Below are 20,485 nucleotides of genomic sequence, written 5' to 3'. Positions count from 1 at the left end.
AGGTGCTAACGTTTCATCTTGAGGTGTTGGCATGATCGATCCCAAGGCAGTGCTGGCTCATCTGGACGAGCTTCGTGCTCTGACCGCCGACGAGAACGGAGCCCAGCGCGTGGCGTGGTCGCCGGTATGGCTAAAAGCCCGCGAGTGGTTTGAACAGAAGCTCGCTGCTTTGCCGGTAGAGCATCACTACGATGCTGCGGGGAGCCACTGGGTCACCTTGAAGGGCGAATCCGAGAAGGCGCTGGTTCTTGGCAGCCATCTGGATTCTGTGCCGAATGGCGGCTGGCTCGATGGCTGTCTCGGTGTCCTCGCTGGTCTCGAAGTCCTAACGAGCTTTTCTAAGCAGTACAACGGCAAGCCGCCCTGCACGATCAAGCTGGTCGACTGGGCCGATGAAGAAGGCGCACGCTTTGGGCGCAGCCTGTTTGGCTCCTCTGCCTTTGCAGGGACGCACAGTATCGAAGCCGATCGGGTACGCACAGATCGTGAGGGCCTGACGCTGGAGGCCGCGCTCCAGCAGTGTGGCGTTGCCGTCGAGAAGATTGGGGATGCGAGTGTCGAGCAAAAGGACCTCGCGGCGTATCTCGAACTGCATATCGAGCAGGGGCCGATTCTGGAGAGGCTCGGCAAATCGCTGGGTGTAGTACAGGGAACGAAAGGCGTGGAGCGGTGGGCGATTACATTTCGCGGCCAGGAGGCGCACTCCGGCTCGACGCCCATGGAGGTCCGTCGCGACGCGCTGGCAGCCGCGGCCAAGCTTGCCCTTGAAATTCGACCTATCGCGCGCAAGCATCCTCAGGCCGTTGCGACGATGGGTAGTGTGAAGACCTTCCCAGGCATCGTGACGGCAGTTGTGGGACGCTGCGAGACGACGCTCGATATGCGCGATCTTGATGCCGGGGTACTGGCTGGAATGCTGCGCGAGGCGAGAGACGCCAGCGAGCGTTTTGCGAAGGAAGAAGGCTGCACGGTGGAGTGGGCGAAGATCTGGTCGATCGAGCCGATTCCATTTCATCCGGAGTTGATCGCTTTCTGCGATCAGGCGATCGTCGAGACTGTCGGCGTTTCAAAGCGGCTCCCATCGGGTCCGCTGCACGACGCGGCTGAGGTGGCGCGCGTTGGCATTCCTACGGTGATGATGTTCGTGCAGTCGCTGAATGGGCTTAGCCATAACCGGGCTGAGGATACGAAGCGTGAGCATATTGAACAGGCTGTGACGGCGTTTCACTCGCTTGCCGAAAAGACCTGTGGATGGATCTTAGGGCGATAGCGTATGGCAAGGGAGAAGGGTATTCCCGCCGATACCCTGGATTCACGCTTTCGCGTCAGAATGATGCATAATCGTGACTTCTGAAAAGGTTTGTATCTGTCCGGCACGCGACGCCAGAAGAAGGCTGCGGTGGCGTAGCATTTTATTTTGGCGAGTCACACCGCGGAGATAGGAGAGGCAATCGACACGATGAGCGAGCAGACCAACTTCTATTCGCAGTCACCCGGCTCGGCGGAGATCGCGTCGCGGTTTCCGGACCTGCATCCGGCCTTCGACAAGACGGCTGCGGTGACGGAAGCCCACCGATGTCTCTATTGCTTCGACGCGCCCTGTACGGCGGCCTGTCCTACGCATATCGATGTGCCACGGTTTATCAAGAAGATTGCCAGTGACAATCTTGAAGGTTCCGCAAAGACCATCCTCGATGCGAATATCCTTGGCGCGAGCTGCTCGCGAGCCTGTCCGGTAGAGGTGCTCTGCGAAGGCGCTTGTGTGATGCACCGCTACAACAAGCAGCCAATCGAAATCGGCAGATTGCAGCGCTTCGCGATGGACGTTCTGCACGAGAGCGGGGCTCCGCTGCCGTTTTCTCCCGGAAAAGACACCGGCAAGTCGGTTGCGCTGATTGGTGGGGGCCCGGCTTCGCTGGCTTGTGCTGCCGAGCTACGTCGCCGGGGGATTCGCGCAGAGATCTTCGACGCTCGGCCTCTGCCGGGTGGCCTGAACACCTATGGCATTGCCGAGTACAAGCTGCCGCTTGCCGAGAGTCTGCGTGAGATCGATCTGCTCTCGCAGCTTGGTGTTGAGTTCCGCTTCAATACGACCGTCGATGCTGCGCAGCTTGCAGCGCTTGAGGCATCGCACAACGCCGTGTTCCTGGGGCTGGGCCTGGGTGCGATCCACAGACTCGGTATAGCTGGAGAAGAGACTGCGGGCGTGACCAACGCGCTCGACTATATCGCCGGATATAAGAGCGGAGAGATTACGTCCGCGCCGCAGCGGGTTGCGGTCATTGGCGCGGGCAACACGGCCATCGATGCTGCCAATGCCGCCGTGCGGCTTGGAGCTCGCGAGGTCCACATGGTCTATCGCCGTGGGCCGGAACAGATGTCGGCCTTTGCGTTTGAGTATGAGCACGCAAAGCAGGAGGGCGTGAAGTTCCTGTGGCATGTGATGCCCATTGGTCTGAAAGGCACGGACAAGGTAGAGGCGCTGGAACTGGTGAAGCTGGAAACGACTTCAGATGGATCGCTGGTTCCAAAGGCTGGTGAAGAGTTCTCGCTGCCGGTTGACCTGATCGTGCTGGCCATTGGGCAGGCGACTCACACGGAATTTCTGGTTGCGGAGGGGAAGGCATCGACGGTAAAGCTCGAGCGTGGCCGCATCCTGATCGATCGCGCTACCGGGCAGACATCGAGCCCGAAGTACTTCGCAGGGGGCGACTGCACGAACGGCGGTCGCGAGGTGGTGGACGCCGTCGCTGACGGCAAGCGCGCAGGCATTGGAATCGCTGCGTGGTTAGAGGGCCAAGATGCCAACGCTTGAGACGACATTCGCAGGAATTAAGTGCCTCAATCCCTTCTGGCTGGCGTCTGCGCCGCCGACCAACTGCGGCGAGCAGATCATGCGCGCCTTCGATGCAGGCTGGGGAGGAGCGGTGTGGAAGACCATCGGCGAGCCGATCACGAATGTGAGCTCGCGCTACTCGTCGATCGACTGGAACGGCCAGAAGATGATGGGCTTCAATAACATTGAGCTCATCTCAGACCGGCCCATCGAGGTGAACCTGCGTGAGATCGCCGAGGTAAAGCGTCGCTATCCGAAGCACGTAGTAATTGCGTCGTTGATGGTCGAGAGCAAACGCGAGACGTGGCATGACATCGTGCAGCGCGCTGAAGATGCCGGTGCCGATGGGCTGGAGTTGAACTTCGGCTGCCCCCACGGCATGAGTGAGCGCGGCATGGGCTCGGCTGTCGGGCAGGTACCGGAGTACTGCGAGCAGATCACCGGCTGGGTGAAGGAGAAGGCTCGTACGCCGGTTATCGTCAAGCTGACGCCGAACATTAGCGACATCCGCATTCCGGCGCGAGCGGCTAAGCGCGGCGGCGCGGACGCACTTTCGGCGATCAACACCATTAATTCGATTACAAGCATCGATCTGGATACGCTGGAGCCACGGCCGATGGTCGACGGCAAGAGCTCGCATGGCGGCTACTGCGGTCCCGCCGTGAAGCCCATCGCGCTGAATATGGTGCAGCAGGTGATGTCGGACCCTGATGCCGCACTGCCGATGTCGGGCATCGGGGGCATCGGCACCTGGCAGGATGCAGCGGAGTTCATTCTGCTGGGTTCGGGCACGGTACAGGTCTGTACGGCTGCGATGCACTATGGCTATCGCATCGTCGAAGACATGGCTGATGGCCTGCAGGCATGGATGCGCCGCAAAGGCTATGAGACGCTTGATGACTTCCGTGGGCTCTCACTGCCCAAGGTTCGCGAGTGGAAGCACCTCAACCTGAATTACAAGGTTGTAGCGCACATTCATGAGTCCAAATGCATTGGCTGCGACCTCTGCTATACGGCCTGCTGGGATGGCGCGCATCAGTGCATCCATCTCGACCGCACGCTGCCTGCGCCGGATCATACCCGCACGCCGGATATGGTCGCTGCCGAGAGTCGTGGACGTATCAGCACGACGCCGATTCCGAAACTCGATATCGATGGGGCGGGAGTAGATGGGCCGTATCGTACGCCGCTCTCGCGCATTCCACGTGTCGACGAAGTGGAGTGCGTGGGCTGTAATCTATGCTCATTGGTCTGTCCGGTACCGGAGTGCATCACGATGGAGCGGATCGATACCGGTCTGCCACCGCAGACCTGGGAAGAGCGTGTGGCTGCGGGAATTGTGCCGCAGAACGCAGGGGATGCGGGGAATCCGAATCTGTAGAAAGCGGCTTTCAGGCTCGAGATACGAGTTTCGAGTTGCGAGTTGGAGGATGAGGGACATGGGAACGCTGATTCAGAACGGAACAGTTGTAGGTTCGGATCGTTCGCAGTTGCTCGATGTGTTGATTGAAGGCGAGAAGATCGCGAAGGTGGGGCCGGGACTGGATACGGCAGGCCATACTGTCGTCGATGCGACGGGCCTCCTGGTGATGCCGGGCGGTATTGACGTACATACTCATCTTGATATGCCGTTTGGCGGAACGACCTCGGCCGATGATTACACCACGGGAACGCAGGCTGCCGCAGTCGGGGGCACGACGACGGTGATCGACTTCGCTCTGCAGTCGCAGGGCCACACCATGAAGGAGGCGCTGGCCACCTGGCTTAAGAAGTCCGACAACAAGGCGTGTGTCGACTTCTCGCTGCATATGGCTGTGACCGACCTGGGGCCTGGGGATGGTTCGCAAGGCCTGCGCGAGATGGAGGAGATGCTGGCTGCCGGTATCTCGAGCTTCAAGCTGTTCATGGCCTATCCCGGTGTGTTGATGATCGACGACGGCCTGATGTTCAAGGTCATGCAGAAGGCCGCCGCTTTGAACGCTCTATGCTGCATCCACGCGGAGAACGGCAGCGCGATCGATATTGTTGTGGCTCAGATGATTGCGGAAGGGAAGACGGCTCCGCACTATCACGCGCTCTCGCGTTCGCCTAAAGCGGAGGCAGAAGCAACGCATCGGGCTATCGCTCTTGCCGATATGGCCGGAGCGGCGGTCTACATCGTGCATCTGTCGAACGAGTATGCGCTGGACGAGTTGAAGTTCATGCAGGCACGCGGCGCGAAGGCGCTGGCCGAGACCTGCACGCAGTATCTGGTGCTCTCCCTTGAAGACCAGATGCCCGGCAAGAGTTGGGAAGAGGCGAAGTTCGTTTTTACACCGCCGCTTCGTGAAAAACGGCATCAGGCTCCGCTGTGGAAGGCGCTTGTGGAGGGATCGCTCTCGGTCGTTTCAACGGACCACTGTCCCTTCCGATTTGCCGATCAGAAGGAACTCGGCCGCGGTAATTTCACGAAGATTCCAAACGGCGGTCCGGGTATCGAGAACCGTCTGCAGATCTTATGGCACTTCGGCGTGAATGCCGGACGCATCACGCAGGAGAAGTTCGTCGAGCTCTGCTGCACGGCACCGGCTCGTATCTTTGGCATGGGCAAGCAGAAGGGCACCATCGCGCCGGGGCTGGACGCTGACATCCTGCTCTGGGACCCGAAGGCGGAGTACACCATCTCAGCGGCGACACAGTGTATGGCGACCGACTACTCCATGTTTGAAGGCTGGAAGGTGCAGGGCAACGCCGCAAAGGTATTCTCCCGTGGAGAACTGGTGGTCGACAATACCGCACAGCCAGGGAAGTTTCTGGGCGCGACCGGACGGGGACGATTTGTGCGGCGCGAGGCGAATGCCGGAGGGTTTGCTTGATTCCAACCGTTACGAGGGCCGTATTGGACAGCGATCAGATGGGGGCGGAGTTCGCTCCTGACCCACGCCTGTACAACGCAGACCTTGCGCCCACCGAGCCCTCGCAGCGTACCTGGAGCACCTACAACTACATCGCCCTGTGGTTCTCGATGTCGATGGAGGTGACCACCTACATGCTGGCGGCGTCATTGATCGCCGGGGGGATGAACTGGAAGCAGGCGGTGGGTACGATCCTGCTGGGCAACCTGATTGTCCTCATCCCCATGCTGCTGAATGCCCATGCGGGAGCGAAGTACGGCATTCCGTTCCCAGTCTTTGTGCGAGCCTCGTTCGGGCCGGTAGGGGCGAATATTCCGGCGATGCTGCGGGCGATCGTCGCGTGTGGCTGGTTTGGAATTCAATCGTGGATCGGCGGGCAGGCGATTGCGGCGATGGTTGTCGTGCTATGGCCGCGAGCCGAGCACATGCCGAGCGTGACGTGGGTGTGTTTTCTAGGGTTCTGGGCGCTCAACATGCTGGTGGTATGGAGGGGGGTAGAGTCGATCCGGTTCCTGCAGAGTTTCTCCGCACCCTTGATGCTGATCTTGTCATTGGCGCTGCTGGGATACATGCTGCATCGCGCGGGCGGCTTTGGGCCGATGCTGGCGGCTCCCAGTAAGTTTGCGACACATGCGGGATTCTGGCACTTCTTCTTTCCCTCGCTTACGGCGATGGTCGGGTACTGGGCCACGGTGTCGCTGAATATCCCGGACTTTACACGGTATGCGAAGAGCCAGGACTCACAGATTGCAGGGCAAGCCTTCGGGCTGCCGGTGGCGATGACCCTGTACTCGTTTGTAGGGATCGCTGTGACCTCAGCCTCGACGGTCGTGTTTGGCGAGCCGATATGGAATCCGGTGACGCTCCTGGGCAAGTTCCACCAACCGTGGATCGCGCTGCTCGGCCTGGTTGGGCTGTTGATTGCAACGATGAATGTGAACATTGGGGCAAACGTGGTTGGACCGTCGAATGACTTCTCGAACCTCGCTCCCCGGCTGATCAGCTTTCGGACCGGCGGACTGATTACAGGATTTCTTGGGCTCGCGATGATGCCCTGGAAGCTGATGGCGACGTTCGGCAGCTATGTGTTCGGCTGGCTAGTGGGTTATTCGGGATTGCTTGGCCCGGTTGCAGGCATCATGGTCGTCGATTACTTTCTTGTGCGCCACAAGCAGCTTGATACGTACTCGCTCTATCGTCGCGGGGGAATCTACGAGTACAAGAATGGTTTCAATCCTGTCGCCCTGATTGCGCTTATCTTAGGGGTAACGGTGGCGCTGATCGGGCGGTTCGTTCCTCAGATCGCGTTTCTCTACGACTACGCCTGGTTCGTCGGGTTTTTCCTGTCCGGCGCGCTTTATTATCTGCTGATGCTGGGACATGCCCGGCGTCTGTCGCTCGCTACTCACTGACACGAAAGGCAATGTATGAGCCCTACCGATACGCTTCCGCAAAACATGCACGGCATGACCTCTGAAGAGATCGTCGATCTTACCCGCCGCCTGAACTATGGCACCTGGCGCTTCCAGAAGAGCTGGAACCCCGTGCACATCGCCGACGCCGAGGACTGCTACATCATCGACGGCGCAGGCAAGCGCTACCTCGACTTCTCATCGCAGTTGATGTGCGTCAATCTCGGCCACAAAAATCCGGTTGTGGTGGAGTCCATTGCGCAGCAGGCGCGTGAACTGCCCTACGCCATGCCGGGTTATGCGACCGCAACGCGCGCCGAGCTTTCAAAGCTGTTGCTCGAGGTCTTGCCCGAGGGGATCAATAAGTTCTTCTTCACGACCTCGGGCACGGAAGCCAATGAGGCCGCGTTCAAGATTGCACGCATGTATACGGGCAAGTCGAAGATCATTGCGCGCTACCGCTCCTATCATGGCTCGACGTCAGGCAGCATCGCAGCGACCGGCGATCCACGCCGCTGGGCGATGGAGCCGGGCGGCAAGGGGCCGGGCGTCGTCTTTGGCCCTGAGGTCAACTGCTATCGTTGCCCGATGAAGCATACGTATCCGCAGTGCGGTGTCGCGTGCGCCGATTACATCGAGCACATGATTCGCAATGAGTCGGATGTGGCCGCGGTGTTGCTGGAGCCTATCGTCGGAACGAACGGCGTCCTCGTTCCACCGGACGAATACTTCCCGAAGCTGCGGAAGATCTGCGATGAGAACGGCGTGCTGATGATCGCCGACGAAGTAATGACGGGCTGGGGCCGCACAGGCAAGTGGTTTGCCGTCGAGCACTGGGGAGTGACGCCGGACATTCTGGTCACGGCGAAGGGCATTACCTCTGCCTATGTGCCGTTGGGATTGTGTGCGACCTCGGAGAAGATCGGCGACTTTTTCCTCGACCACTACTTTGCGCATGGGCATACTTACGAGGCTCATCCGATGACGCTTGCTCCCGCGGTCGCCACGATCCACGAGATGCAGCGGTTGAACCTCGTCGACCGTGCTGCGGAGTTGGCGCCCTATGTTGAATCGAAGTTGCGCGCTTTGAAGGAGAAGCATCGCAGCGTTGGTGAGGTGCGGGGCAAGGGATTGTTCTGGGCGGTGGATCTTGTTAAGAACCGTGAGACGAAGGAGCCGTTCAATACCTATACCGATAAGGTCTCGGGTGTGCCGCTACTCGTCGATCAGATTGCGGGCAAGATGTTTGCCGACGGCGTTGCGATCCAGGCGTGGGTGAGCCACTTTGTGATTGCGCCGCCGCTGATTGTTACCAAAGAGGAGCTTGATCGGGGTATCGATACGTTGGACAAGCATCTTTCGCTGGCCGATGAGAAGTGTGTTTGAGCGGGTTTGAGTAGAACTGTGGCAGTATCTTTGCTCTTGCCTTTGCTTTTCTTGTTTGTCATTCCGAGCGCAGCGAGCGAATCTGCTTCCTCCCGTTTTTCGCCTGCGCCACCACAGTGGCTAGCCCTATCAAGCGACGTCGGTCCTGGCCACCGGCTTTTGGGTGATACGACCAAAGAACGGGAGGAAGCAGATTCGCTCGCTGCGCTCGGAATGACAAACAAGAAAGGCAAAAGCTAAGCGTCGCAGCCGCTTTAACTTCGTTGTGGTGCGATGACATCCGCACCCAACGCGATCAACGCGATCCAATAAAGATCCGCGCCAAGCAGGTGCAATACCTGCATCCATGTCGGCGCGAGAAGCAGTACATCCCCCAGGCCAAGCACGAGTTGCAGTACAAGCAATGCCATCACCCAGCGTGCGGCCTTCGAGCGAACCCGCAGGTAGAGCCAAGTAACGCAGACAACGCCGATCAAGGCAGCCGCAGGATGCAGCCAGCGCATGCGTACCATCAGCGGCGCGGCTGCGGCAAAGTCGTCTGCCAGACCCGCGAGGAAGGAGGGAGAAGGAAAGAGCGTGTCGGCAAGTGCGGCCACTGAGCCCGTTGCGCCTACCACCAGAGTAGCCACGATAGAGAGCCACGCCAGGCTTCCGGCCTCCGGTGCGAGTCTGGATTCGAAGCCAGACCGTGGACGCAGCCACCAGACCGTGAGGGTCAGCGCGGCGATCAGTAGCATCGTATTGGTGAAGTGGATGCACTGCATGAAGACGCGGGCATTCGAGGCGTTGGTCTCGACATAGCCGCCTTTCACCAGCACCGCGCCCAGCAGGGCTTCGGTCAACAGCAAAACTCCAACCCAGACCGCTGCCCTGCGCGCACGATCGCCCTTGAGGCGAGCGAAGAAGACCCAGGCGATCAAGATCGCAACCATCGTAGAGCAGAAGCCGGTCATCGACCGATGTGTGTACTCGATGACGGTTGCCAGGCGTGGATGGTGAGGAAAGAAGTCACCGTTGCACAGCGGCCAGTGATTGCCACAGCCAGCGCCGGAGCCTGTGGCACGCACGATGGCGCCCTCCAGGACGACGAGGACCATGAAGGCCAGCACACACCACGCATAGGCTGTGAGGCCGCGCCCGTTGCGCAACGCACGTACGATTCCGCTCATGCTTTGATGATAGTGCGCTTAGCTGTTCGCGAGCTCACGAGCTCGTTGCGTTGCGCGTTTAACGGCCTTGATAAGTGTTACGCGCAGGCCACCCTCTTCCAGTTCGAGGATGCCGTCGACGGTGCAACCGGCAGGGGTGGTGACCTCATCTTTGAGCAGCGCGGGATGGGAGCCGGTCTCGAGCACCATCTTGGCTGCGCCGTAGGTGGTCTGTGCGGCCAACTGGGTTGCGATGTCGCGGGGCAGGCCGACGTTGACGCCCGCTTCGGCGAGGGCCTCGATGATGATGTACAGGAAGGCCGGGCCGGAGCCGGAGAGTCCGGTTACGGCGTCCATGTGTTTTTCATCGACGACGACGGTGCGCCCGACGGTCGCGAAGATCTGCTCGGCGATGTGCAGTTGTTCGTCCCTCACGAACCTGCCCCGGCAGAGAGCGGCAATGCCCGCGCCAACCATCGACGGTGTATTGGGCATGGCGCGCACTACTGCGATCTCTGCACCTGCAGCGTCTTCAATGGCGCGGGTCTTGACCGAAGCTGCGAAAGACACGAGTAATTTACCGGAGGTGAGCGCGGGCTTGATCTGGTGGACTACGTCTGCGATCTGAAAGGGCTTTACGCCGAGCAGGATGACGTCGGCCTTTTGCGCGGCCTCAAGATTGTCGGTTGTGACGGTGATGCCAAGCTGGCTGGAAAGAGCTTGTGCCCGCGCTTCGTGCGCAACGGTCGCGAAGATCTGCTCGGGTTTGAGAAACCCGGCCTTCAGAAAGCCTTGCAGCAGAATGCCGCCCATCTTGCCGGTGCCGAGAACGGCGACGCGAAGCTCTGCGTTCGTAGAAGTCATGCTTGCAAGGCTATCAAATGCAGGAAGCAGGACATAGCTAGCAATTTGTAGCTGAGTCCCAAAACGAACCAAGTGACAATTTCAGGGCCAACGGCCCGTCTCATACCAGCCTGGGGTGAAGCCCCAGGTACATAGGCCTCATGACATTCGAGGGCTGAAAGCCCGATTCATCCGTGGCGACACCGATGAATCGGGCTTTCAGCCCTCGACCTTGCAACTATGTTCTGACCTGGGGCTTCACCCCAGGCTGGTATGAGGCGGGCCGTTGGCCCTGAATGTGCTTCCTGCTTTTAAGCCGTTGCTTTCGAGCAGTAGGTCTCGAAGGCGCGGGTCAGTTCCTGGGCGATCGCCGGAGCGGTCGAGCTTTCGATCGCGGAGCGCTGCATCAGGTAGACGAGCTGCCCGTCGCGCAGGATGGCGATGGCGGGCGATGTCGGCGGATGTCCCTGGAAGTAGCTGCGGGCGCGATCGGTGGCTTCGCGGTCCTGGCCGGCGAAGACTGTGACGGCATGGTCGGGCTTGGTGGTGTGCTGCAGCGCGAGACGTACGCCTGGGCGCATCTTGCCCGCGGCGCAGCCGCAGATGGAATTGACGACGAGCATCGTGGTTCCGGGCTGTGCAACAGCGGCATCGACGTCCGCGCTGGAGCGTGCTTCCTGCACACCGGCCTTCGTCAACTCTTCGCGCATCGGAATTACCATCAACTCTGGATACATTTACTTCCTCCTGGGACCTTACGTTCCATATTTGATTGTACGGCTCCGGCGTTGGTCGCATCAAAAAAGGCACCTGCGGTTTGAGGTTTTAAGGGGGTATTCTCGAAACCGTGACCTCTGCAAGCCTGCACCTCCGTGAAGACGTTCCTCTAGCCCCGTTTACCACGTTTCGAATTGGTGGCCCCGCACGATATTTCGCCGAAGCTACGACGGAGCAGGAGGTTGCGGCTGCCGTTGCCTGGGCTGAAGCGCAAGGGGTAGAACTCTTTCTGCTCGGAGGCGGAAGCAACCTGCTGGTTCGGGATGAAGGCTTTGCCGGTCTCGTGCTCCAGATGAAGATCATAGGCATTGAAGCTCTGGCCGATGGAGGATTTGAGGTCGGCGCGGGCGAGCCCTGGGACGGATTTGTTGCTCAGGCCGTCGCCGCGGGATGTGCCGGTATCGAGTGCCTTGCCGGGATTCCGGGCAGCGTTGGGGGGACTCCGGTGCAGAACGTCGGGGCCTACGGGCAGGAGGTCTCGGAGACGATTGTGTCGGTGCGGGCCTTCGACCGGCAGGCGCAGGCCTTCGTCGATCTTTCGAAGCAGGAGTGCCGGTTCCGCTATCGCGCGAGCCTGTTCAATACGGACGCTCGCAAGCGGTATATCGTTACGCGCGTGCAGTTTCAGCTTCGGCCGGGGGGCGCGCCGACGCTGCGTTATGCCGATCTCCAGAAGTATTTCGCCGATGCACATCCCGCACCGTCGTTGGTAGAGGTCGCTGCCGCTGTGCGTAAGATTCGCCGGGCAAAGGGCATGCTGATCGTCGAAGGAGACCCGGACTGCCGCAGTGCGGGGTCGTTCTTCAAGAACCCGGTGGTCGCTGCGTCTTTGCTTCCGGAGGTCGCCAAAGCTGTAGAGGGCGACGTGCCGCACTGGCCTGCGGGAGAGGGCTGCGTGAAGCTGCCTGCAGCCTGGTTGCTGGAGCGTGCGGGATTCGTCAAGGGATATGGCGCAGGCCCGGCAGGAATCTCTACGCGCCACACGCTGGCGCTGACCAATCGTGGAGGCGCGACGTTTGCGGATGTCGAGCATTTGGAAGAAGAGATTGTGGCGGGGGTAGAGGCCCGGTTCGGGATTCGGTTGGAGCGGGAGCCGGTGGTGTTGGGGTAGTGGTTTGTTTTTCGTCGTCATCCTGAGCCGTAGGCGAAGGACCCCCGAATTGGTGGCGGCAAGAATGCGGGGTTCCTTCAGCTACGCTTCAGGATGACGACGAAAAACACGTAGCAGCAAGGGTAATTCGTTATACCGAGCCAAGAATCTTCAACATGCGTGCCCACTCCTCGTTCAAAACCTCAGAGGCTGGTCCTTGGTTCACGACCGATCCCTGGGCGAGCACAACAACCTCCGCCCGGAGGAGCAGAGCCTCATCCACGTCATGGCTTACTGAAATCACAGGAATCTGATGCTGTTGCAGCCAGGCCTGCATGCGCGGAAGTAAGGCATCGCGCATGGCTCGATCGACACCGGAGAAGGGCTCGTCGAGAAGCATCAGTTTCGCTTCCGGAACAGCAAAGGCACGCGCCAGATTGACGCGCTGGCGTTCTCCCCCGGACAGCTTGCTCGGCAGCCGATCGGCATGGCCGGTTACTTCGAAGAGCTCCAGGGCCTGTTCCACCAGCAGCGTATGGTTTGGAGCTTTTGCATGGGATTGGGAGGGGAAGGCCACGTTCTCGCGTACGGTGAGATGCGGGAAGAGCGTCGGGCTTTGCGGGGCGTAGCTTAGCGAGCGAAGGTGCGTCGCCACGCTGGACGAAAGCACGCTCCATTGGCCTTCCGCATTAGATCTCGCAAACTCTGTTCCGGCGTGTCCTGACAGCCCGCAGATTGCACGCAGCAGGGAGCTTTTACCGCTGCCGGAGGGCCCGAAGATGAGCGTCCAGGGCGCTGAGAACTCAAGGTTTACGTCGAAGCGCAGAGGCCCGAGTTGCCGGTGTACGGCAAGCCGATGGTGCGGGGCTCTCTGCAGGGTGGCCATCTCAGCCCAGCTCCGCGCCCTGGCTGCGGTGGCCGCGCGTATAGACGATCAGGAGCGCGGCGAACGAAAGGACCACCAGCCAGAGTGCCGTCCGGTTGGCGGCGGCGTAGTTGAGTTCCTGTACCTGGTCGAAGATCGAGATGGAAAGCGTGCGCGTAACGCCGGGGATGTCGCCGCCGATCATGAGGACCACCCCAAACTCGCCCACGGTATGGGCAAAGGTAAGGACCGCCGCCGTCAGGAAAGAGGTGCGCGATAGCGGCAGAACGATCCGTCGAAAGATCGTCCACGGACCAGCCCCGAGCACGCTGGCTGTCTCCAGTAGCGAGCGATCGACGCTGGCAAAGCCTGTCACCAATGGCTGCACCGCAAAGGGCAGGCTGTACACCATGGAGCCAAGGACGATTCCGGGGAAGGTAAAGGCGAGGGGGTGTCCAAAGCAGCGAATGATCGTGCGTCCCAACGCAGTTGCTGGCCCCAGGCCCATCAGCATGTAAAAGCCGAGCACGGTGGGGGGCAGAATCAGCGGCAGAGCTACTGCGGCTTGCGCCACACGGCGGCCTGCACTCTGGCCACTGGCGATCCACGCAGCCAGCGGCATGGCGAGCAACAGGAGCAGCAACGTCGTGAGGCAGGCCAAACGTAGCGTGAGGCCAAGCGCGGGGAAGTCCATGGTGAGTTCAGTCTAGCTTGCGGGATCGAGCCCCATCGTCTGCAGCTTCGCCTGGACGTCGTTGCTCGTCAGCCAGCGCAGAAAATCCTGCGCCTCGCTCTGGTTCTTTGAGGACTTCAACGTTACGCCGCATTGCCGGATGGCGGGGTAGACGCGCGGGAAACGGATATAGCTGCCAATCTCGCGAAAGTGCGGCGAACTGGCGATGGTCAGTGAGATCAGCCCCACCTGTGCGTTGCCGGACTCGGCGAACTGCGCCGTCTGCGCGATGTTCTCTGCGACTACGAGCTTGCCGGCGACCTTGTCGGTGAGATGCAGGGCTGCTAGCGCCTTGGTTGCGGCAACGCCATAGGGAGCATGTTGATCGTTAGCGACGGCAATCTTCTGCACGCGAGGCTCGGCCAGAACGTCGAGGGTAAGCGGCTGGGCCGGAGAGTCTTTGCGTGCCCACAGCACGAGGACTCCGCTGGCATACGGGACCGGGCTGTGTTCCACCGTGAGGTTTGCGGCGACCAGTTGTTCCGGGTGGGTGAAGTCCGCCGCGAGAAAGACGTCCTGGGGATCGCCGTTCATCAACTGCTGGGTCAGCGTCGCTGTCGAACCGAAGGACGCGACGATCTTGATCCCGGTGGCGTGTTCATAGGCCTGAGCGAGGGTTGGCATGACCGGTTGCAGGTCGGCTGCGGCGGCGATATGGAGTTCTTTGGTCTGCCCCTGGGCAATCGCGCTCAAGACGACAAGCAACGCAAGGGTGAGGAGTGCACGGAGGGGAACAGAACGTCTCATGAGTCTCAAATTCATACCTCTGCGATAATCTATGGAAACACATGAGTATGCAATCACACATGCTTCGATGCACGGGCTGCGCCCAGAGAATAGCTGGTGAAGCGGCTCGTAGCGACTTCCGTTGCCCGGACTGCGGCGATCTGTATGAAGTTGAGTATCCCTGGAGTGAAAGTGCTTCGGGCACTACGGCTAAGGATGTACCGGTTAATCGCCCTAACCCTTTTGCTTTGAGACATCTGTGGCAGGAGCGTAGAACCTCGACTTTAGCTGTGGACCAGAGCGGTGTCTGGCGTTTTCGTGACCTGCTGCCGATTGTTGCCGACGATCAGGCCATCACGCTTCGCGAGGGCAATACGCCGCTCTACGAGCTGCCGAAGTCTGCTGCCGCGTTGGGGATGAATTGGCTGCTGGCCAAGCACCAGGGCATGAACCCTACAGGGTCGTTCAAGGACACTGGGATGACCGCGGCGCTGTCGGTAGCGGTCTCGCGTGGCTTCGAGTGGGTGGCCTGCGCCTCGACCGGCAATACCTCGGCGGCGATGGCCGCCTATGCTGCCCGTGCCGGTCTGCGCAGCATGGTGCTGATTCCCGAAGGCAAGATCGCCTGGGGCAAGCTCTCGCAGTCGATGGACTACGGCTCGATGACCGTCCAGTTGCGCACGGACTTTGATGGCTGCGTGCGCGTGCTGACGGAGCTCGTGCGGCGTGCTCCTATTTATTTGTTGAACTCGGTGAATCCTTACAGGCTCGAAGGCCAGAAGACGCCCGCGTTCGAGATGCTGGAGCAGACCGATTGGCAGGTGCCGCATCATGTCATCGTTCCCGGAGGCAATCTGGCGAACTGTGCCGCGCTGGGCAAGGGCTTCGCGGAGATGAAGCATCTTGGGTTCATCTCGCGTGTGCCGAAGATCAGTGTCATCCAGGCCGAGGGCGCGAATCCGCTCTATCGTGCGATGCAGGCGAACGGTGGCGAGAGTCTGGAACCCGTAGTCGCGGAAACGCGGGCCTCGGCGATTCAAATTGGTAATCCGGCTTCCTGGCGGAAGACAGTGCGTATCCTCAAAGCCAACGGCGGATGGTGCGAACAGGTCAATGAGCGTGAGATTGCGCTGGCCAAAGCCGAGATTGGCGCCGAGGGCATTGGCTGTGAGCCGGCGTCGGCGGTAACGCTGGCGGGCTTGAAGAAGCTGGTGGCGGCAGGCCATGTCGGCAGGGAAGAGACGGCGGTGTTGCTGCTGACCGGCCATACCCTGAAGGATCCTGAGTACACCATCCAGTACCATCGCGGCCAGTTGTTCAACGAGGCGGAGCTTGCGGCGGCGACTCCCGGCGAGCTCAATCAGCACAAAGCCTTTCAAAAGGCTCCGCTGGTGCTGGACGCGAATGTGGATGACGTTCTGCGGGCGTTGGATGCGATTGCTGCTACGGCGGGCCAGACCGCATGAGTGCTGCGACAACCGTAGGTGGCGTGCGCCTGGTACTGCCAGCGACCTCAGCAAATCTGGGCCCGGGTTTCGATGCCGCGGGGCTGGCGATGTCGATGCATCTCTCCGTGGAAGCGCATGCCGCATCCAGTTTTGAGATTCATGCCACGGGCCGCGATGCCGAGCTTTGCGGGACGTTGGATCGCAATCTCATTCTCGATACCTATCGCAGTGTCTTGAGTGATGCCGGACGGCGAATCGTTCCGTTGCGGCTTACGCTGCACAACGAAATTCCGTTGGGGATGGGCTGTGGTTCGAGTGCTGCCGCGCTGCTGGCTGGGGTTGCACTGGCTGACCACTTCGGCGGCCTTGAGCTTGGCGATGCGGGGATTGTCTCTGAGGCAAGCCGCCTGGAAGGCCACCCGGACAACGTCGCAGCCTGTTGGTACGGCGGCTTTACGGTTTCGACGCAGCAGGGCAATACCGTAGAGGTAGCCACGTTTGCCGGAGATCCTGGCTGGGAGCTGGTCCTGGCGGTTCAGGCCACTAGCCTGGCAACGAAGCAGGCCCGTGCGCTGTTGCCGGAAAGCTATGCAAAGGCTGACACGATCTTCAACGTGCAGCGCGCTTCCTTATTAGTTGCAGCATTTGCCCAGGGCCGGTTAGGTCTGCTCCGTACTGCCATGCAGGACCGGATGCACCAGCCGTACCGGATGGAAGCCTGTCCGCTGCTCAAGCAGTTGCTTCCGCTGGCCGAAGAGCCGGAGATCGCAGGGGTAGCGTTGAGTGGAGCCGGGCCCTCGGTGTTGCTGTTTCTGGCGGAAGGGACGACCTTTCTCGAGGCTGAGACGCGGTTGCGTCAGCTGCTTGCGCCTGAAGTTGAGCTGCTTTCGCTCCGAATCGCCGGGGGCGTCAAAAAAACATTGCTGGACACTCTTTAGAGTCCCCATTCCGGGGTCGATTGCATCGTTTTCCACCGCTGCGCATCTATGATGGGTGTGCATGTAAAGCCACCGAATTAAGGGGGCGAAGGAGAGAGTCATATGGCAGGTCAGTTTGTTACAGAAGTAAACGACGCCGACTTTGAGAAGGTGGTGTTGCAATCCGAGACCCCGGTCCTGGTGGACTTCTGGGCCGCGTGGTGTGGTCCCTGTCGCGCTTTGGCTCCCGTAGTCGACGCCGTTGCCGAAGAGTACAAAGGCCAGCTCAAGGTCATGAAGATGGACGTTGACCGTAACAACATGACGCCCGGCCGCTACGGCATCCGCGGCATCCCGGCGCTCCTGATCTTCAAGGGCGGCAAGGTCGCTGAGCAGATCGTGGGCTTTGTTCCCAAGGACACCATCGACCAGTCGTTGAAGCGTGTGCTCGTCCAGGAGACAGCACAGGTTCGCGCGTAAGTTGTAAGCGACAGTTTTGAATGATGAAGGCCTGCGGATACCCGCAGGCCTTCTCTGTGCTGTTGCTTTCGTTCTCTTTGCGGCAAAGCCATCCCTCCAGTGCTAAACTCAGGCGAAATGCTGGAGTGGATGCTTGTACACGGAAGTTTGATCGCCTTCTTCATTTTGGCGAATAGCTTCTTCGTGGCCGCAGAGTTTGCGCTGGTCAGCGTTCGCGAGACCCGTATCGAGCAGCTCATCGCGCTCAACCGGCCTGGCGCACGCACCGCGCTCCAACTCAAGAACAATATCGACGACTTCCTGCCTGCCGTTCAGTTTGGAGTCACGCTGGCCAGCCTGGCTCTAGGCGGTATCGGTGAGCCTGCGATCGCCGAGGCTCTGATGCACGGCCTGGCGCACCTTACGTGGCTGCCCGGAGGGCATACCCACCTGGTGCTCTACGCGCACACGATTGCGGTCGTGGTGGCCTTTGCGATCATCACCTACTTCGAGGTACTGCTCGGGGAGCTGGTGCCGAAGTCGCTCGCCCTGCAGCGTGCGGAGCGCATCGCCTTGGCGGTGGCCGGGCCGGTCGATGTCTTTATCCGCATGACGCGCCCAGCGATCCAGGTGATGAATATCTCTGCCGCCTTGGTGCTGCGGGTCTTTCGTGCGCCCCTGCGCGGAGAGTCGGCAGCGCACTCCCCGGAGGAGCTGAAGCTCATGGCCACGGCAACACGCCGCATGGGCCTTTTGCCGGCCTTCCAGGAGGAGATCATCCATCGCGCGATTGAGCTCAACCATGTTGTGACCAGCGAGATCATGACGCCGCGTGGCAAGATCTTTTCGTTGCCCGCCAATATGCCTCTGGAGCAGGCCAGCGCCCATATCGTCGAGGAGCAGCACTCGCGCGTTCCGGTCTACGATCCTGAGCGCGGACGCGAGCACATCATCGGGGTCGTCTTCTCGAAAGACATCTCGCGCCTGATGCACTTTCGCAGCGTCGCGCAGGGGCTGGGCAGTCATGGTTCCTCGAACATTACGCTACGCCAAGTCATGCGCGATGTGCTGGTCGTGCCGGAGACGAAGCTGGCAGTGGAGCTGCTGCAGGAGTTCCAGGAGCGTCGCCGCCAGATTGCGATCGTGGTCGACGAGTTTGGCAGCACGCTTGGCCTGGTAACGGCGGAGGATGCGCTGGAGCAGATCGTCGGTGAGGTGCATGACGAGTTCGATATCGGCAAGAACCTCCCCCTGCCCACAGCCGATGGCGGCCTGATGATCGATGGCAGCGCATCCCTGCGCGATCTGGTGACACAGCTCCGCTGGAAGTTCCCACGAGAGTCCGGCGTGGAGACCCTTGCAGGTTTCCTGCTGGCACAACTTGGGCATATTCCCGAGGTGGGAGAGTTCGTGGACTATGAGTGCCGGCGCTTTTTCATCGCGGAGATGAAGGGCCAGCGCATTGCGCGCGTTCGCATTGAAGAGCGCGTAGACGATTCGAAGACAGACAAGCTGCCTCGCGGCGTTGCAGCCGGAGACGCCCGTTGAGCGCACCCCAAAGATCACAACTTCACCAGACGGCGCGGGATATTGTCCGGCGTTTTCTTCTGACCATCCCTGTGCTCTGGCTGGTCGTCACCGTGGTCTTCCTGCTGATCCACATCGTTCCGGGCGATCCTATCGTGCAGATGCTTGGGGAAGGAGCGACGGCGACGGATATCGCGGGCCTGCGCCATGCCTACGGCCTCGACGCTCCCCTGGGCGTGCAGTATGCGCATTACTGGAGAGGAATCGTGCATGCCGACCTCGGGCAGTCGCTGCGCCTGCACGATTCGGTCTTGCATCTGGTGTTGCAGCGCTATCCGTATACGCTCGCTCTTACTTTAGCGGCGATGCTGATTGGGATCGGCCTGGCCATTCCTGCAGGGGTGATCTCGGCCAGACGCCGCGATCGTTGGCCCGACCGCTCTCTGGGCCTTCTTAGCCTTGTCGGTCTGTCGTTCCCCAACTTTGCGCTGGGTCCGATTCTCATCATCGTCTTCTCCATCGGATTGGGATGGCTGCCGGTCTCCGGCGCCGGGAACGGCACGAGCGACTTTCTGCGGCACCTGATCCTGCCGGCCATCACCTTGGGACTGGGCATGGCTGCGATTCTGACCCGTATGGTGCGGACATCGATGCTCGAAGAGCTTGGCCAGGACTACATCCGCACGGCGCGGGCCAAGGGGCTTTCGGAGCGGACAGTGGTCTATCGGCATGCTCTGCGCAATGCGCTAAACCCTGTGCTGACGGTGGTTGGACTGCAGTTCGGCTCGCTGCTGGCAGGGGCCATCGTCACAGAGACGATCTTCGGCTGGCCCGGCCTGGGTCGCCTGACGCTCTCGGCGATCTCCAATCGCGATTACGCGCTGGTGCAAGGATGCATTCTTGCCGTCGGCTTGACCTATGTCCTGGTCAACCTGCTCACCGATGCGGCTTATGCTGTCGCGGACCCGAGGATGCGGAGATAGTCTTGGGCGCGTCATCAAACGGTTGTCGGTGTGAAGTGAGTTATGCAAGCAGTTTGATGACCCACGAATCGGAAGGGCACGGCTTCAGCCGTGCCGGAAAAGGCGCGTCAAAGCCTCTTTCCACTCTGCCGAAGGCAGGAGTGAAGGCGCAGCCGCAACGACTGAATTGCTTTCTTTGGTCGTGGCGAAACAAGCTGGTTCAGCCCCGGGGTACAACCGTGGTGCTTCCTATACAGCTTTGCTGGCATAGAAGAAAGCAATTCAGTCGCTACGGCTGCGCCTGCGCTCCAGCCTTCGGCAGAGCGGAAAGAACCCTGCGGAGCACCCTTTAGTGGCAGGGTTGAAACTGTACGGACTCATGACATCCTTTACACATTGTCTCCAGACATCCTTTACAGATTTGTGGGGGGTGTCTGGATGTCGTGGAGGCATGTGGAAGTC

The 20,485-nt window shown here is 60.4% G+C and carries 18 protein-coding genes; 12 read left to right on the top strand and 6 right to left on the bottom strand.

Annotated features, from left to right (window positions below; all coding sequences use genetic code 11):
- Positions 1-31: 31 nt before the first annotated feature.
- The 6 genes from HDF15_RS11615 to HDF15_RS11590 all read left to right on the top strand — a co-directional run bounded on the left by HDF15_RS11615 (position 32) and on the right by HDF15_RS11590 (position 8,528).
- Positions 32-1,270 carry a Zn-dependent hydrolase gene (locus tag HDF15_RS11615; RefSeq protein ID WP_184255678.1) on the top strand — a complete coding sequence of 413 codons (1,239 nt, stop codon included), beginning with the start codon at positions 32-34 and terminating at the stop codon, positions 1,268-1,270.
- A gap of 189 nt (positions 1,271-1,459) precedes the next feature.
- The gene (locus tag HDF15_RS11610; RefSeq protein ID WP_184255676.1) at positions 1,460-2,815 is read left to right on the top strand and encodes an NAD(P)-dependent oxidoreductase; all 1,356 of its coding nucleotides are present in this window, start codon (positions 1,460-1,462) and stop codon (positions 2,813-2,815) included.
- The gene (gene preA, locus HDF15_RS11605) at positions 2,802-4,217 is read left to right on the top strand and encodes an NAD-dependent dihydropyrimidine dehydrogenase subunit PreA (protein ID WP_184255674.1); all 1,416 of its coding nucleotides are present in this window, start codon (positions 2,802-2,804) and stop codon (positions 4,215-4,217) included. The genes HDF15_RS11610 and preA overlap by 14 nt, the downstream gene beginning before the upstream one ends.
- 58 nt (positions 4,218-4,275) lie before the next feature.
- Entirely contained in the window at positions 4,276-5,691 is a 1,416-nt protein-coding gene (gene hydA, locus HDF15_RS11600) for a dihydropyrimidinase (protein ID WP_184255672.1), read from the top strand.
- The gene (locus tag HDF15_RS11595) at positions 5,688-7,142 is read left to right on the top strand and encodes an NCS1 family nucleobase:cation symporter-1 (protein WP_260331021.1); all 1,455 of its coding nucleotides are present in this window, start codon (positions 5,688-5,690) and stop codon (positions 7,140-7,142) included. The genes hydA and HDF15_RS11595 overlap by 4 nt, the downstream gene beginning before the upstream one ends.
- A gap of 15 nt (positions 7,143-7,157) precedes the next feature.
- A complete protein-coding gene (locus HDF15_RS11590; RefSeq protein ID WP_184255671.1) occupies positions 7,158-8,528 on the top strand; it encodes an aspartate aminotransferase family protein in 1,371 nt (456 codons plus the stop codon).
- Between the two features lie 254 nt (positions 8,529-8,782).
- On the opposite strand, the gene HDF15_RS11585 is transcribed toward HDF15_RS11590, so the two are convergent.
- From HDF15_RS11585 to HDF15_RS11575, 3 genes are all read right to left on the bottom strand, one after another.
- Positions 8,783-9,697 (bottom strand): COX15/CtaA family protein, encoded by a 915-nt coding sequence (locus tag HDF15_RS11585; RefSeq protein WP_184255670.1) that lies wholly within the window; start codon positions 9,695-9,697, stop codon positions 8,783-8,785.
- A gap of 18 nt (positions 9,698-9,715) precedes the next feature.
- Positions 9,716-10,540 carry a pyrroline-5-carboxylate reductase gene (gene proC / locus HDF15_RS11580; RefSeq protein WP_184255669.1) on the bottom strand — a complete coding sequence of 275 codons (825 nt, stop codon included), beginning with the start codon at positions 10,538-10,540 and terminating at the stop codon, positions 9,716-9,718.
- A 290-nt stretch (positions 10,541-10,830) separates the two neighbouring features.
- Positions 10,831-11,256 carry a BrxA/BrxB family bacilliredoxin gene (locus tag HDF15_RS11575; protein ID WP_014265868.1) on the bottom strand — a complete coding sequence of 142 codons (426 nt, stop codon included), beginning with the start codon at positions 11,254-11,256 and terminating at the stop codon, positions 10,831-10,833.
- 110 nt (positions 11,257-11,366) lie between these two features.
- Between HDF15_RS11575 and HDF15_RS11570 the strand changes: the two genes are divergently transcribed.
- Positions 11,367-12,407, top strand: coding sequence for a UDP-N-acetylmuramate dehydrogenase (locus HDF15_RS11570; protein WP_311733083.1), 1,041 nt, complete (start codon positions 11,367-11,369; stop codon positions 12,405-12,407).
- 130 nt (positions 12,408-12,537) lie between these two features.
- Here the strand turns inward: HDF15_RS11570 and HDF15_RS11565 are convergent, their stop codons facing one another.
- The 3 genes from HDF15_RS11565 to modA are packed head-to-tail and all read right to left on the bottom strand — an operon-like array spanning position 12,538 to position 14,731.
- The gene (locus tag HDF15_RS11565; RefSeq protein ID WP_184255668.1) at positions 12,538-13,272 is read right to left on the bottom strand and encodes an ATP-binding cassette domain-containing protein; all 735 of its coding nucleotides are present in this window, start codon (positions 13,270-13,272) and stop codon (positions 12,538-12,540) included.
- Between the two features lies 1 nt (position 13,273).
- Positions 13,274-13,945: a molybdate ABC transporter permease subunit gene (gene modB, locus HDF15_RS11560; protein ID WP_184255667.1), complete on the bottom strand. Its 672-nt coding sequence runs from the start codon at positions 13,943-13,945 to the stop codon at positions 13,274-13,276.
- A 12-nt stretch (positions 13,946-13,957) separates the two neighbouring features.
- Positions 13,958-14,731 carry a molybdate ABC transporter substrate-binding protein gene (gene modA / locus HDF15_RS11555; RefSeq protein ID WP_184255666.1) on the bottom strand — a complete coding sequence of 258 codons (774 nt, stop codon included), beginning with the start codon at positions 14,729-14,731 and terminating at the stop codon, positions 13,958-13,960.
- Positions 14,732-14,772: 41 nt separating this feature from the next.
- On the opposite strand from modA, the gene thrC reads away from it, so the two are divergent.
- The 5 genes from thrC (at position 14,773) to HDF15_RS11530 (ending at position 20,044) form a co-directional block, all read left to right on the top strand.
- Positions 14,773-16,176 carry a threonine synthase gene (gene thrC, locus HDF15_RS11550; protein WP_184255664.1) on the top strand — a complete coding sequence of 468 codons (1,404 nt, stop codon included), beginning with the start codon at positions 14,773-14,775 and terminating at the stop codon, positions 16,174-16,176.
- Positions 16,173-17,096 carry a homoserine kinase gene (gene thrB / locus HDF15_RS11545; protein ID WP_184255662.1) on the top strand — a complete coding sequence of 308 codons (924 nt, stop codon included), beginning with the start codon at positions 16,173-16,175 and terminating at the stop codon, positions 17,094-17,096. Before thrC ends, thrB begins: the two co-directional genes overlap by 4 nt.
- A gap of 102 nt (positions 17,097-17,198) precedes the next feature.
- Entirely contained in the window at positions 17,199-17,555 is a 357-nt protein-coding gene (gene trxA, locus HDF15_RS11540; protein ID WP_014265861.1) for a thioredoxin, read from the top strand.
- Positions 17,556-17,672: 117 nt separating this feature from the next.
- On the top strand, positions 17,673-19,082 hold the full coding sequence (locus tag HDF15_RS11535; RefSeq protein WP_014265859.1) for a hemolysin family protein: 1,410 nt from the start codon (positions 17,673-17,675) through the stop codon (positions 19,080-19,082).
- Positions 19,079-20,044: an ABC transporter permease gene (locus tag HDF15_RS11530; protein WP_184255660.1), complete on the top strand. Its 966-nt coding sequence runs from the start codon at positions 19,079-19,081 to the stop codon at positions 20,042-20,044. The genes HDF15_RS11535 and HDF15_RS11530 overlap by 4 nt, the downstream gene beginning before the upstream one ends.
- Positions 20,045-20,485 lie beyond the last annotated feature (441 nt).

Origin of the sequence: Granulicella mallensis (assembly GCF_014203225.1) — a bacterium.
Lineage (GTDB): Bacteria > Acidobacteriota > Terriglobia > Terriglobales > Acidobacteriaceae > Granulicella > Granulicella mallensis_A.
This window is presented reverse-complemented; position numbering and strand designations above follow the sequence as displayed.

Coding starts and splice junctions, on each gene's coding strand:
- HDF15_RS11575 (WP_014265868.1), bottom strand. CDS start 11,256: ATGTATCCAGAGTTGATGGTAATTCCGATGCGCGAAGAGTTGACGAAG.
- modB (WP_184255667.1), bottom strand. CDS start 13,945: ATGGACTTCCCCGCGCTTGGCCTCACGCTACGTTTGGCCTGCCTCACG.
- HDF15_RS11615 (WP_184255678.1), top strand. CDS start 32: ATGATCGATCCCAAGGCAGTGCTGGCTCATCTGGACGAGCTTCGTGCT.
- HDF15_RS11610 (WP_184255676.1), top strand. CDS start 1,460: ATGAGCGAGCAGACCAACTTCTATTCGCAGTCACCCGGCTCGGCGGAG.
- HDF15_RS11585 (WP_184255670.1), bottom strand. CDS start 9,697: ATGAGCGGAATCGTACGTGCGTTGCGCAACGGGCGCGGCCTCACAGCC.
- HDF15_RS11565 (WP_184255668.1), bottom strand. CDS start 13,272: ATGGCCACCCTGCAGAGAGCCCCGCACCATCGGCTTGCCGTACACCGG.
- thrC (WP_184255664.1), top strand. CDS start 14,773: ATGAGTATGCAATCACACATGCTTCGATGCACGGGCTGCGCCCAGAGA.
- hydA (WP_184255672.1), top strand. CDS start 4,276: ATGGGAACGCTGATTCAGAACGGAACAGTTGTAGGTTCGGATCGTTCG.
- HDF15_RS11535 (WP_014265859.1), top strand. CDS start 17,673: ATGCTGGAGTGGATGCTTGTACACGGAAGTTTGATCGCCTTCTTCATT.
- preA (WP_184255674.1), top strand. CDS start 2,802: ATGCCAACGCTTGAGACGACATTCGCAGGAATTAAGTGCCTCAATCCC.
- trxA (WP_014265861.1), top strand. CDS start 17,199: ATGGCAGGTCAGTTTGTTACAGAAGTAAACGACGCCGACTTTGAGAAG.
- proC (WP_184255669.1), bottom strand. CDS start 10,540: ATGACTTCTACGAACGCAGAGCTTCGCGTCGCCGTTCTCGGCACCGGC.
- modA (WP_184255666.1), bottom strand. CDS start 14,731: ATGAGACGTTCTGTTCCCCTCCGTGCACTCCTCACCCTTGCGTTGCTT.
- HDF15_RS11590 (WP_184255671.1), top strand. CDS start 7,158: ATGAGCCCTACCGATACGCTTCCGCAAAACATGCACGGCATGACCTCT.
- thrB (WP_184255662.1), top strand. CDS start 16,173: ATGAGTGCTGCGACAACCGTAGGTGGCGTGCGCCTGGTACTGCCAGCG.